Source organism: Neobacillus sp. MER 74 (assembly GCF_023714155.1).
Window position 1 is genome coordinate 1 of record NZ_JAMAUV010000035.1, and the last position, 13306, is coordinate 13306.

Sequence of the window (13306 nt, forward strand, 5' to 3'; positions counted from 1 at the left end):
GAAGGCCTTGGGCAGGCAAATATACATAAAAACAATAAAAGCTTGTGAAAAAATCCAATAAAATCCATAAAGTATGTGAAATATGGTGTAGGAGTGGAAAAAACTCAAACTTAATCGACAGTCTCATTTTTCCGGTTATGCAGTGCAAAACCTCCCATCTCGGCGTTTTTTGAGTAAATAGGCGGAATTTCTCCGCCTATTTTAGCCTTTTTTTATAATAATTTTGAAATAAGCGGAATTTTTCCGTCTATTTATCCACTGGGGTGCTCAACTCAACTGAATAAGGCAAAGGGGACATGCCCCCCCTCAGCTAAATCCTTTCTACGCTCGGCGCATATATGCACGTACGGTGATCGGTGCAAAGATGGCGACAATGACAGCAGCCCCAATGAGGGAGATGCCGAAATCCATCCCAATGGTTCCCGAATTGGCAAGCTCTCTAACAGCTGTCACAAGATGCGACACGGGATTGATCTTCACGAACCACTGAAGCCAATTGGGCATGGTTTCAACTGGAACAAACGCATTAGAAAGGAACGTAAGTGGGAACAGCACGAGCATCGAGATTCCTTGTACGCTTGAAGCCGTCCGTGCAATCACACCGAAGAAGGCAAAAATCCAGCTAATGGCCCAAGAGCATGCAATCACAAGGATGCCAGCGATGACGACAAAACCTAGACCCCCATCAGGTCTATACCCCATAATATATCCCATAACAAAAGTAAGCACGGTCGCAATGGTATACCGAATATTATCTGCCAGCAATGCTCCTGCTAACGGAGCAATTCGCGCGATCGGCAATGACTTAAATCGATCAAACACTCCTTTATCCATGTCCTCCCGCAGCTGGACGCCAGTGACAATGGAGGTTGAAATCACCGTTTGAACGAGGATCCCAGGAATAATGACGGGTAAATAGTTCTGGACGTTCCCAGAGATCGCCCCGCCAAAAATGTAAGTAAACATCAGAGTGAAAATGATGGGCTGAAGCGTAACATCAAATAATTGTTCAGGTGTGCGGCGAATTTTCAACAATCCACGATAGGCCATGGTGAATGAGTTACTGACTGTTTGACCGAAACTCGTGTTATTCTTTAATGGGCGCTCAGAAAACGACTTCGTATGATTCCTCATATGCCCACCTCCACTGCTTCTCCCGATTTACCTGGCAATGTTGACGGGTCCTCTACACCATGACCCGTAAGGTTTAGAAAAACTTCGTCGAGTGTTGGTTTTTGCACACTCAACTCCGCCAACTGAATTCCTGACTCACGGAACGCGATCAGTAAGTCCGTCACTTTATTTGCATCGGCCATTGGTGCAATAATCTTTACACCTTCGGACGACACACTCGACTTCACTTTGAGTACCCGTTCAACTGCTTGACGAGCATTCTCCATATCTTTTGTATCCTCTAATCGCAAATGTAACGAGGAGTTCCCAACCGACGCTTTTAATTCGTCCACCGTTCCCTCGGCAACCACATGGCCATGATCGATAACCGCTATCCGATCCGCAAGTTCATCTGCCTCTTGCAAATACTGCGTCGTTAACAATACCGTGGATCCCATCTTTACCAATCGGCGGATGGTCTCCCACATTTGATTACGTGTTCGCGGGTCCAATCCGGTGGTCGGCTCATCCAAGAAGATCAGCGGCGGCTGTGTAATCAGACTTGCCGCTAAATCTAATCGGCGGCGCATACCACCAGAGAAATTTTTCAATGGACGTTTGGCCGCTTCCGTTAAGCCAAATTCCTCCAACAACTCGTTTGCTTTCCGCTTTGATTCCGCACGGCCTAGTCCTAACAATCGAGAAAAGATGACCAAATTCTCCGTTGCACTAAGTGACTCGTCAACGGACGCGTACTGTCCAGTCACTCCAATGAGTTGACGTACAATCTGTGCCTCTTTTACAACATCATAACCAAAAATCTTTGCTGAACCCTCGTCTGCTCGCAAAAGTGTCGCCAACATTCTGATGGTGGTCGTTTTCCCTGCTCCATTGGGACCAAGGACACCGTAGATGGTTCCTGCACGTACGTTCAAATCTACCCCATCAACAGCACGATTGTCGCCAAACGTTTTAACAAGTCCACGCGCCTCCACCGCCCAATCTCCATTTTCCGGAAAGGCGGTTTTTCTATTTATAAGATTCATTCCATCTCCTCCTCATCAATCTGAATACATACGAGAGTACCAAACATTTGTGAATTCAAGATGAACAAATTTCATCTAGGCTTGCCCCTTTATTTACATGGGCTTTTAAAAATGCTGTGTTAGGATTCATTAATGATATTTGCCATGATTCGAACTATCGCTCTATAATGGTGGTCAAAGACGGGAAATTGTAGGCGTATTAGGAGGTATGAGATATGAAGATCAATAGAATAGATCATGTGAGTATTAACGTAAATGATCTTTCAGCGGCTAAAGCGTTTTTTCTTGATTTAGGACTTGAAGTGCAGGCGGAATGGGAATTGGATGGAGTACTGTTGGACAAGATCGTTGGGCTGAATAATGTTAAAACGGCATGTGTAGGAATGGGGATGCCAGATGGTCAGGCATGGATCGAGTTAGTCAAATTTTATACGCCGGCAGATAAAAATGGTATTCAGGAACCTTTGGCAAATACGCTAGGTATCCGGCATATTTGCTTTGCTGTTGAAGATATTGAAGCAATTGTTGCCAAATTGAAAAAGAAGGGCACGGAAATCTTTAGTGAGATACAGCAATATGAAGATAGTTATAAGCTATGCTACGTTCGCGGCCCAGAGGGAATTATTTTAGAGTTGGCGGAGAAAATCAGCTAAATATGGAGTTGGACCACCAGCTTTAAAGATTTCTCCATGCACCATCCGCTGCGTTAGCTGAAAAAAATTAGGCTGTCATAGTGTATGGCAGCCTAATGTAATCTATTACTATTCTATTCTACGATTAATTCATCACTTTCCAGAATTCCTCCGACACTACTTGATAGCCTGCGAGACTCAAATGAATGTTCGCTGGATTTGGAAGGTAATTTGCAAAATTTTCTACATTAATAACTTGTGCAGTTGGTACAAATGTATCACCATTCTGTATGGCCAGTGATTGAATCTGTCCATTAAATAAGAGTAATAATTGTTCTAACTGCGCTTTTTGCTGCACATCTGTGATATATGGGAATGGGTTGTAATAGCCCATCACATAAACCTTCACATTCGGATTCAATTGGTCGATTGTGCTTAAAATGGTGTTTAACTTTACAGAAATTTTCCCAAGCTCTGCTGGTGCCTGAGTTGGATTTGCCTGAATAGCTGGAAGGACGGCAAGCAGATCATTCGCCCCAATATCAATCGTGACATGAGTGGCTTCTTTTATTTCTTTTTGGACGTCTGCTCTACTGAAATCAGCTATGACATGATCCGTTTTATATCCAGACACACCAAAGTTATCAAAATCTAGCAACTGATAGGACTTTTCAAAGTTCGCAGCAATATAATTTGGGTATCCCCAATCTAAATCTACTCCGTCTACCGGAATTCTATCTACGCCATAAGGAGTCATACCAGCCGCTAGGGAATCACCTAAAGCAACATATTGAACTTGAATCCGTGCTCCATCCGCACCTAATTTATATCCATCCACTGTGGTATTGGCTGCCATTACTCCATCTTTATTGAAAAAATACCATTTGACATTGATTTGCTTCCAGCCTGTGACCCTTGACCCGTCGGTATTAAGGTAGTACCTTTTCCCTGATACATCTAACCAACCGGTTTTCATCACACCTGTGCTGTCAAGATAATACCATTTACCGCTTACGGTAACCCAGCCGGTTTTCATCACGCCTGAGCCATCCAGGTAATATTTTTTACCGCTCACGGTGATCCAGCCGGTTTTCATCACGCCTGAGCCATCCAGGTAATACTTTTTGCCGCTTACGGTAATCCAGCCGGTTTTCATCACACCTGAGCCATCCAGGTAATACTTTTTGCCGCTTACGGTAATCCAGCCGGTTTTCATCACACCTGAGCCATCCAGGTAATACTTTTTACCGCTTACGGTAATCCAGCCGGTTTTCATCACACCTGTGCCATCCAGGTAATACTTTTTGCCGCTGACTGTAACCCAGCCGGTTTTCATGACTCCTGAACCATCCAGGTAATATTTTTTACCGCTTACGGTGATCCAGCCGGTTTTCATTACACCTGAGCCATCCAGGTAATACTTTTTACCGCTTACGGTGATCCAGCCGCCCTTTTTCATTACACCTGAACTATCAAAGTAATATTTTTTACCACTTACGGTGACCCAGCCTTTTTTCATTACACCTGACTTATCCAGGTAATATTTTTTGCCGCTCACGGTGACCCAGCCGGTTTTCATTACACCTGACTTATCAAGGTAATATTTTTTGCCGCTCACGGTAACCCAGCCTTTTTTCATCACACCTGACTTATTAAGGTAATACTTTTTGCCTTTTACGGTGATCCAGCCGGTTTTCATCACGCCGTTTTTATCTAAATAATACTTAGCTCCTTTATATGTAAGCCATCCCGTCTTCATCACACCGTTTTTGTCAAAGTAATACCGTTTACGATCAATGACCTTCCAACCTTTTTGTTTTACACCTTTTACATAGTAATATCGTTTTCCATTCGATTTTTTCCAACCGCTCTTTTTTGCGCTACTGGTCTTTACTTTTGTACTTTCCTTTGGGCTTACACTTGAACTTTTCCCATTCGGATAATGATATTCCCCGTAGGAAAGTCCCCATTTTTCACAGTTTGTCCAGCAATAATGTCCCCCGTTAGAGTCCGTCCTACCTGGATGTGCATAGGCAGATAAAGGAATCGATAACATAACCAGCGCACAAACGATAGCGAAGAGTGATTTCTTCATAAAATTCCCCCTTAAAATATAACTTTCTAACTATTGCAATAATTTAAATATTGCATTAATAGTATAGTATATAAGTACTGTTTTTAGAAGATGTTTTATAGATAAATAGTATGGAAACCTACTAAACTAAGAAGATGTATTTTTTAGTTGAAAAAGCAAGCAGTCGAAACCTAAAAAAATACAAGAAGGCCCATTTCCGTTCATGACTGGAATGGACCTTCTTGTATTTTGATATGAACATTTTGAAATCATTTCTATTCATTCGAATCAATAGACTTCACGATTTTCTCGCAAATTTCATGGGTAATCAGTGAATCTTCAATAGATGGTTCCGGATTGCGTTTATGTTGAACGCAATCAATAAAATGATCTATTAATTGATAAAAGCCGCGTTTATACAGGGTCGGCTCCCAGTCACCGAATTTTGAAATAGTTACTTCTTTATTATGATAGTGCGTGGTTTCTACGAGACTGTTTACGACGTATTTATCCTGTCCTGTCGTGTATTCAATGATTTCTTCTGTGACCCCGCTATTTCTGTTCATGATCCCGAGAACGGTACAGCCTTCTCCAAGAAGCGTGATGACCAAATGCTCCAGCTTTTCGCCCTTTTTAAGGTACTCTACCTTGACATCCCTGACCTCAGTATCCATTAAAAACCTGAGTGTATCGACAACATGGATAAAATCTTCCACAACAAACCTTCGTACAAAGTCTGGAGCTGAAAATCTATTTTTCTGCATGATAATGAAGTTGGCTTTTCCCTTCTCTTTCAGCTCGTTGACTTTCGGGATAAATCTTCGATTAAAACCTACCATGGCGATCACACCGTTCTTTTTTGCCAGCTCGACAATGGTTTTGGTTTCATGAAAATTCATGGATATCGGCTTATCAATGTATGTATGGATCCCATTTCTTAGTAATGTTTCAGCTATTTCAAAATGGGCCTCTGTCGCCGTACTCACAATGGCGGCATCGATGCCCATTTTGATCAGTTCTTCGACCGACTGAACCTTTTCTGGAATCCGATATTTTTTTGAGAAGCGGTGTAACGTGTCTTGATTTCTTGTACATAACACTAATTCAATCCCTTCTTTTTCCGAAAGGACTGGCAGGTATGCTTTTTTAGCAATATCACCCAATCCAATAATCGCTATTTTCATCTTCTTCACTCCATTCTATCTGGAACAATGCTTGATGTGTTTACTTTAAATTTAGTATAAAGCTTGATAACACCATAGCCAAGCAGTCCCCCAGAGGTGTTTAATAGTAGGTCATCCACATCAAAAATTCCGAGAGAGAAAACAACCTGTAAGCATTCCAGGCCTAAACTTAAACTCAAAGATCGAGCGAAGACACCTATGAATGACATCCCTTTATTTTTAGACAATAGGACAAGAAACATTCCAAATGGGATGAACGCGGCGATATTCCCAACGAAATTACTTAAATCATGCCACCCCGATAGACTGTGAATATTAATGAATATGGTTTGAAACGGGGTAAAATTCCCTCTTTGCCATTGGTACATGAGAAGTTCAGGGTTTCTCAGGTTCCATTGGAGTTGATGCACGAGAAAGGTCATATCTCTCCAGTGGAACTTAAACAGAATAATTCTAAATACTGCGTACATATAAAAAACAAATAGTGCTAAAACAATCATTTTGTTTATTAATTTCATTCCGCCGCCCTCGCCCCCTTGAGATCAGAAGGTGCTGTTGTGGAAAACACGGTCACAATGACACCATCCATATTGTTCCCTGATAGATCCCAACTGAGATTGGAGGGCACATGAATGGTCGTATCTTTGCTTACAGGATAATAGGTGATTTCATATTTTTCGCCATGGATAGTAGTGATAATAGCCTTTTGTTCTTTGAGGAAATCCAAATATTCTTCTAAAGAAAAATTCTTTTCCTTCATAATCGCACTGTGCGGCAATCCCACATAGCGAATATGCCATGGCTCATACTGAATGCCTGTGATGGCCGTTTTGTCCTTTGGATAGCGTATAATAAAGCCGTATTTCCAAGCGTTTTTCTCGATCCACCTTCCTTCAGGCGCTACATCCATCTTCATTTGAGTGGATCCTACATCAAGTGATAAACCGAGATTGTGTTCACTATGGCCTGCAGGTAAGGCATAGTCAGACCCCATTTCTTGATACAGGACACTTTGCTCATCAAAGTCTCGAAAGCCGCTATTAATGGAAAAATGGTGAACCCCGTCTTTTTCAGCCGCAGCGATCATCTCCGAAAATTTATGGGCAACATCCGCTGACAATTTTATCTCGTTGGCAAGCAAACCGTATCCCTTTGTCATTTCTTTATGAGTAGATAGATTAACAACATCTGATTTTATACTTTCTGGGTGAACCGGAAACCCATTATTCACCAAAAGTAAATTTCCTTGAAAAACCTGATCCTTTGTCATCTCTCTCGTTTCGAAACTTTCAGAGGTCTCGCTCTGATCTAAATGCTCATATCTTTGAACCTCTACTTTATCTTGAATAGACCATATTTTATAGACCCATGCAAAACTCAGACATACAAATAAAAACAATAAAAATCCCCACTTCTTCATTTCAAGTTCCTCCTTCTTCTGATAGAAACTAGAATAGGAAAAACTTTTTAAAAAAAGAGTAGGGTAAAATTTAAATTTTTCTTAAATCCTTAATGAAATTTTTAAACTTGGTCCATTTCCTGCGGTAAACGAACTTCAAATACAGTCCGGATTAAACTACTTTCGGCTGTTATGGTTCCATCATGCTGCTCCACAATATTTTTTGCAATGAATAAACCAAGACCTGTGCTATCTTCTTGATGGGTTCGTGCTTTGTCACCGGTATAAAACATATCAAAAAGATATGGAAGTTCATCCGGAGGAATATGATCTCCATAATTAACAACTTGAACAACCACTTCCCCTGCCTCAACAAACCCGTTAATATCTACAAACTGTCCATCATATCCATAACGACTGGCGTTGGTCAAAAGATTTTCAAACACGCGAGCTAACATCTCTCCGTCACCCCAAATAGGTAAATGGGGCAGAATATTCATTCGGGCCATCAAGTTATTTTTCTCGAAGATTGGGTACATTTCTTCTTTTAATTGAAGAAGCAGGTCACTTACATTAATTTGCTTTTTTTCAATTGGTAACATGCCATAGTTCATTCGAGTGATTTCGAATAATTCATCGATCAGTCTTTCTAACCGCTGAGATTTAGTAAAGGCAATCGTTAAAAAATGCCTGACCTGTTCTTTAGTCAACTTCTCATCCTTAAGGATTAAATCTAAATAACCTAAAACAGACGTTAGCGGCGTACGTAAATCATGGGCCAAATTGACAACTAACTGTTCCTTACTGTTTTCTGAAAAATCCCCTCTTTGGATGGCTTCCTCTAATTTTTCACTTGCCAGATTAATTGCTTGTCCAATATCTCCAAATTCATCGTTTGATTGGATAGAAACCCGATGTTTAAAGTCCCCGCGAGATAGATAATGAATTCCGTTTGATATTTCATTGAAATAGGTAGAATAGGGCTTGGTGAGTAAATAGAAAAACAAGATTGAAAGGGAGATAAATAGCAGGAAAAAGAAGTTTATGTCTCCAATACTTGCGATAAATTGACGAAGTGCAGCCAAGGGGTCTTCACGACGAACCGTTGTATGATAATAAAGCTGGAGTCCTTTGAAGATGAAGTAAGTGATCGCACCCCCCAGAAGCATACTTAAAACAAATAATGTGACGATTTTGGAGCGGAAACTGCGTTTAAATTTAGCCATTGAATGTATACCCCACTCCCCAAACGGTCTTGATCAACTTATTTTTCCTTTTATCTTCTCCAAGTTTTTTCCGTAAGGTCCGAATATGCACCATTACCGTATTCCCACCTTCAAAGTAGGCATCGCCCCAAACCTGCTGAAAAATATTTTCTACTCCATAAACTTTCTTCGGATGACTGGCTAATAAATACAAAATATCAAACTCTTTCGGCGTCAGCTCGATGGTTTCACCATAGAGCATAACGGTACGGTGATCAGGAGCAATCACCAGCCCGCCAAACTCCAAGATCGCTTTATGATCTACTTTGGGTTGATTCAACTTTATAAAACGCCGCAATTGAGCATTCACACGAGCAACCAATTCAATCGGGGTGAATGGTTTCGTCATATAATCATCTGCCCCAATTACGAGTCCATGGACCTTATCAAAATCAGAAGTTTTCGCACTCAAAAATATGATAGGCATATTATATTGTTCCCGAATCTGGCGGGTTACCTCATACCCATCCATTTTCGGCATCATAATATCTAAAATGAGCAAATCAATGACCTGAGTCTGGATAACATGAATGGCCTCTTGCCCATCAGCTACTTTAAGACAATGGTATCCTTCCTTTTCTAGATGGATGGCAATTAGATCCGCTATCTCCTCCTCATCATCAGCAATTAAAATCGATATCCGTTTCATCTATTTCACTCCTATATCAAGTTGCATTTGAGTATTTTTTATTTCCGTTTTCGATGTTACCTTATCAGCGGAATCTAAGCTAATATGGTAGATTTTAGGGCTTGTATTTTATTTTCTATTATTTCCTTTTTTTATTCAAGAATCTGACCCGTTTGTGAAGTTTTCGCTGGACTCCCATCGACCATCTTCAACAAGTTTCCTCTCTAATCAAACGTTTGATTAGTTCCCCTGCAGCCATTGATGTATCTAGCTTAGTCATTCACTATGCAAAAATAAATTGATGAAACATGTACGAAAAATAGGAGAAAAATGTCGGTTAAGCTGTGATCGTCACCACCCGACACGCTTTCGACTAAATACCCTATATGCTATACTATTCAAACGTTTGGTTAAAACTTCTGTAAGCTTTGATATATTTGAATTCCCGCAGCAAAGTAAGCAAGAAGAATGTCGAAGTCCATTTATTCATTCCGCAGGAAATAATCCATCTTTCAACAAAATCAAATGGGTTTCTCATAAACTTATATAATTATTCGATTCGTGGACTCTTCGGACAGCTTATGGTGTTTTCAAAGGCAATCATGTCCGAACTTCGGGCGCTTTCGGACAGATCATACAGTATTTAATATCTATAGATTGTACACCCTAACATTATTATAAATTTTGGAGGGAGTATTTGGATGAAAGACAATCGCAAGGGATCTGTCAAAATTGTTTCTAATGATGCAATAAAAGGGAAGCCTTATCTGGATATTGACCGAGTAATTACTGACGGGAAAGCAGAAAAAAGGGTCAATCCTCCACTACGGTAAAGCAGTGGGGGACTGATCCCTAAAAGAGGTTAAGGAAGATTTAGTTGCCACGAAACTCCGAAGCGGTCATTGACCCAGCCAAACTTTTTGCTGAATCCATAATTGTTTAATGGCATGAGGGCATGTCCACCCTCCATCAGTTTCTCATAAAGATTGGCAAGTTCTTCTTCATTACTACAAGTAACAAAGCTTGAGAAAGACGGTGTAAAGGTGAATTGATGTTTGACAAAACTGTCAATACACATGAATTCCTGCCCTTTTAAAGTAAAAGTAGCCTGCATGACAGTGCCTTCTGGTCCAGCCTCATTAGCCCCATATCGAATAATGTTGGTAATTCGAGAATCCTCAAAGATGGAAATATAAAAATTCATCGCTTCTTCAGCATTGCCATCTTGAAACATTAAAAACGGTGTGATTTTTTCCACTCTTATCCTCCTCCTAATATTAGGTACTAAATTTAGTATAATGGATTTTCTTGGTGAACTAAAGCAACGCACTGCATTAAAGATATATTAAATTGATAGGAAAAATAGCTAAAAATGCAAAAATGGGCCTCAAATTTCACATTTGACCCCCAAAATGACACGTTTCACCCCAAAAACGGCTTCAAATTTGAATTTTAGTCATTCGATTCATGCTCCTAAAACCGCTATGGTGAAAGTGCTAGAATTGTTGATTTGACAATTGGAAAGCACAAAATATGCGGCAGAGGGTGTTCGGAAATGGCAGGTTTAAAGTCAGGCAATATTGAAGAATTCGAGCAGTTTTCACAATTTACTTCGCTGAAGGAATTGAATTCACATATCGAGAGGTGGTTAACGTTCCACAAACAAGATTTTTCTAAAGGAGAATTAGTGGGGCTGAAGCGGCTGGTTCGTTTTTCTGCAAAAATACCTGGCGTATGCAATGCCAAAATTGGAACGGTCTTAAAAGCGATTCACGAAGAATACAACCATAATGGAATCTCGCGTTCTACCTTTAAACGAATGATCCAAAAAGCTAAAGAATTGGGTATTCTCACTGTTTATGAAACAGAAAGGAAGAATGGTTCGCAATCTAGTAACTTATATATCATCAATCGTTTTCCTTCAAATGAACTACCTAAAGAGGAAATCTTGAACCACCCTAAAGAAACTAATAATCTTTCAAAAACTGAAAAAGATCAAAAGATAAAAGAACGTAAAGAAGAAGCGTCCGAATTAGACCATACCTACGTGAGCGACCGAGTTCCACAGCCTTTCGTACAATTAGTAAAATGCTTTTTTCCTGAGGCAAAGACCATCGAAGAGTATTGGAGAACAGTGAATTTAGCTGCATCCAGCTACGAAGGTGACCTTGATATCCATCACATCCAAAATGTAGCCATCCAATCCTTTAAACAGCTCATCAGGAAGCTGAAATTCAGCAGAAATGTCAAAAATCCATTCGCCTATTTTTATGGAATCGCAGAGAATAAGTTTTGCGTACTTTTTCATCAATTACTCAAGGATAAGTATGATTTAAATGATACGAAAATTGAGTTTCGGTTAGGCTTGGATAAAAAAACGTTATAAATTCAGCTGTTGCATGCAGTACGTGTAACCTTTTGATAATCTATAAGGAGGGGGAGTCAATGTGTACCATAGACTTTGGATGTTTGGAAACTTTTCGATTGTGTATATTTGGTTTTTCCGCCCTCACGACAGCTCCATTCTTATAACAGCACAGTTTTTAATTGTAGGTAGGAGAGTTCATAAGCGGAGAATTTCCGGCTAATGTTTGCAGAGGAAGCTTAAAAGGCAATATAAGCGGAGAGATTCCGCCTAACTGCTCTAAATAAGAAAAAATCCAAAGATTTGGATCATATAAGCGGAAAAAGTTCCTTTATCTATAAGGAAATATGGATATTTCCCAATTTAAACGGAATTTTTCCGTTTATTTATCAAGCAAAGTGAAAGTTATCTACAACGAGGATTGCTCTATGGCAGGTCCTTACCTTAAAAAACATCCGAGGGTTTGTTGAAGATGCAGCGAAAATTTACATAGGGAACGGCTGGATGGAGAAACTCCCCTATATTGCATCAGATAAATAATCATCCCATCCCATGTGCGGGGGTCAGCCCCCCCAACTGCTTAATAATGATTTCTACTTAGCTTACCGCATCTAAAGCATTTACTAGTGTAATAACTGGTACTTATGTCGCCTGCGTAAGAAACACAGAATGGATTTAAGTTTCAACTAGAACCCCTACATTAGCCGGAAATCCTCAGCCTTTTAGGGTCTGATCCCTATTGACCTCACCATTCACTCAATCTCAATCTCAATGTACTCTTCTTCCTCCCCCTCATCCGATGATTCATCTTTTGGAGGCTTGTCCGCTTCGTCTGTACTAGTTTGCGGCTTTTCCTTTTCCGCCATGTCGTCCTTGATTTTTTCCATTTCCTCTTTTATTTCCTCCGTAACTTGTTTAGGAACCACATCTTTTCCATAGGTCGCTCCAATATTTAGGGCCCCGCTCAACTCATGAATGCCAATCTGGCCAAGATTATTGGTTTGTTCGTACTTATCTAAATAAAATTTATCAATATACAATGTATTGATAATAGGATGCTGCTCTGTCTCTTCCCTTTCTGGTTTCTCCCAATTTTCCAGCTTCTCTGCTAATTCTTCCATTTGTTTGAGAATCCCAGCTTGTACCTCATTTACCATTAGATAATTTTTCTCCAGCTCACGAACCTTCCTGTTTATGATAGAGAAGGAGTCACTCTGTTCTTGCCCGGAGCTCCTATTTTCCCTGGGACGATGGTTTAACCTCATCATTTCTTGAACCAGTTTCTCCAGATGGTCGATCCTTTGTGACAGCTCATTGACTTTTTGAACTTGCAGATTATTTTCAGCGTTCCTTTTCGAGTGAAACTCCTGTTCAGACTTATTGGCCTCCACTTTTTTCTGCTCGGTCCAGGATCTCCTGTCTTTCACAAGTTTGTCAGTTCCATACTTCGCTAGCCGAATTTCTTTTTCAAACTCTAATAATTTTTTCATTTGGACTTCCAGTGCGTTGATCCGTAGAATTTGCTTATCGTAATCATTGGTGCTGTTTATCGAATTTTCCTCATTATTTCGGCCGAATATCCTTTTAATAGGCATAGTAA

13 protein-coding genes are annotated in these 13306 nt (G+C 40.3%); 3 read left to right on the plus strand and 10 right to left on the minus strand.

What is annotated here, in order from left to right:
* Nucleotides 1-321: 321 nt before the first annotated feature.
* Nucleotides 322-1134, minus strand: coding sequence for an ABC transporter permease (locus M3610_RS25995; RefSeq protein ID WP_251463397.1), 813 nt, complete (start codon nt 1132-1134; stop codon nt 322-324).
* Nucleotides 1131-2159 carry an ATP-binding cassette domain-containing protein gene (locus M3610_RS26000; protein ID WP_251463398.1) on the minus strand — a complete coding sequence of 343 codons (1029 nt, stop codon included), beginning with the start codon at nt 2157-2159 and terminating at the stop codon, nt 1131-1133. The genes M3610_RS25995 and M3610_RS26000 overlap by 4 nt, the downstream gene beginning before the upstream one ends.
* Nucleotides 2160-2374: 215 nt before the next feature.
* Between M3610_RS26000 and M3610_RS26005 the strand changes: the two genes are divergently transcribed.
* Entirely contained in the window at nt 2375-2812 is a 438-nt protein-coding gene (locus M3610_RS26005) for a VOC family protein (RefSeq protein ID WP_251463399.1), read from the plus strand.
* Nucleotides 2813-2936: 124 nt separating this feature from the next.
* Here the strand turns inward: M3610_RS26005 and M3610_RS26010 are convergent, their stop codons facing one another.
* The 6 genes from M3610_RS26010 to vanR form a co-directional block, all read right to left on the minus strand.
* Nucleotides 2937-4886: a GDSL-type esterase/lipase family protein gene (locus tag M3610_RS26010; protein WP_251463400.1), complete on the minus strand. Its 1950-nt coding sequence runs from the start codon at nt 4884-4886 to the stop codon at nt 2937-2939.
* 254 nt (nt 4887-5140) lie between these two features.
* Nucleotides 5141-6049, minus strand: a complete 909-nt coding sequence (locus tag M3610_RS26015; RefSeq protein WP_251463401.1) for a Gfo/Idh/MocA family protein — start codon at nt 6047-6049, stop codon at nt 5141-5143.
* A gap of 5 nt (nt 6050-6054) precedes the next feature.
* Nucleotides 6055-6567 (minus strand): VanZ family protein, encoded by a 513-nt coding sequence (locus tag M3610_RS26020; protein WP_251463402.1) that lies wholly within the window; start codon nt 6565-6567, stop codon nt 6055-6057.
* Nucleotides 6564-7469, minus strand: coding sequence for a VanY-A/VanY-F/VanY-M family D-Ala-D-Ala carboxypeptidase (gene vanY / locus M3610_RS26025; protein WP_251463403.1), 906 nt, complete (start codon nt 7467-7469; stop codon nt 6564-6566). Before vanY ends, M3610_RS26020 begins: the two co-directional genes overlap by 4 nt.
* A 101-nt stretch (nt 7470-7570) precedes the next feature.
* Complete coding sequence (locus tag M3610_RS26030) at nt 7571-8674, minus strand: HAMP domain-containing sensor histidine kinase (protein ID WP_251463404.1); 1104 nt, start codon at nt 8672-8674, stop codon at nt 7571-7573.
* Nucleotides 8667-9362, minus strand: a complete 696-nt coding sequence (gene vanR, locus M3610_RS26035; protein WP_251463405.1) for a vancomycin resistance response regulator transcription factor, VanR-F/VanR-M family — start codon at nt 9360-9362, stop codon at nt 8667-8669. The genes M3610_RS26030 and vanR overlap by 8 nt, the downstream gene beginning before the upstream one ends.
* A gap of 680 nt (nt 9363-10042) precedes the next feature.
* Between vanR and M3610_RS28185 the strand changes: the two genes are divergently transcribed.
* Nucleotides 10043-10174 (plus strand): hypothetical protein, encoded by a 132-nt coding sequence (locus tag M3610_RS28185; RefSeq protein WP_285851489.1) that lies wholly within the window; start codon nt 10043-10045, stop codon nt 10172-10174.
* Between the two features lie 29 nt (nt 10175-10203).
* On the opposite strand, the gene M3610_RS26040 is transcribed toward M3610_RS28185, so the two are convergent.
* Nucleotides 10204-10599, minus strand: a complete 396-nt coding sequence (locus M3610_RS26040) for a VOC family protein (protein ID WP_251463406.1) — start codon at nt 10597-10599, stop codon at nt 10204-10206.
* Nucleotides 10600-10896: 297 nt separating this feature from the next.
* On the opposite strand from M3610_RS26040, the gene M3610_RS26045 reads away from it, so the two are divergent.
* Nucleotides 10897-11727, plus strand: coding sequence for a hypothetical protein (locus tag M3610_RS26045; RefSeq protein WP_251463407.1), 831 nt, complete (start codon nt 10897-10899; stop codon nt 11725-11727).
* Nucleotides 11728-12458: 731 nt separating this feature from the next.
* Here M3610_RS26045 and M3610_RS26050 read toward each other — a convergent pair.
* Nucleotides 12459-13301 carry a hypothetical protein gene (locus M3610_RS26050; RefSeq protein WP_251463408.1) on the minus strand — a complete coding sequence of 281 codons (843 nt, stop codon included), beginning with the start codon at nt 13299-13301 and terminating at the stop codon, nt 12459-12461.
* Between the last annotated feature and the right edge of the window lie 5 nt (nt 13302-13306).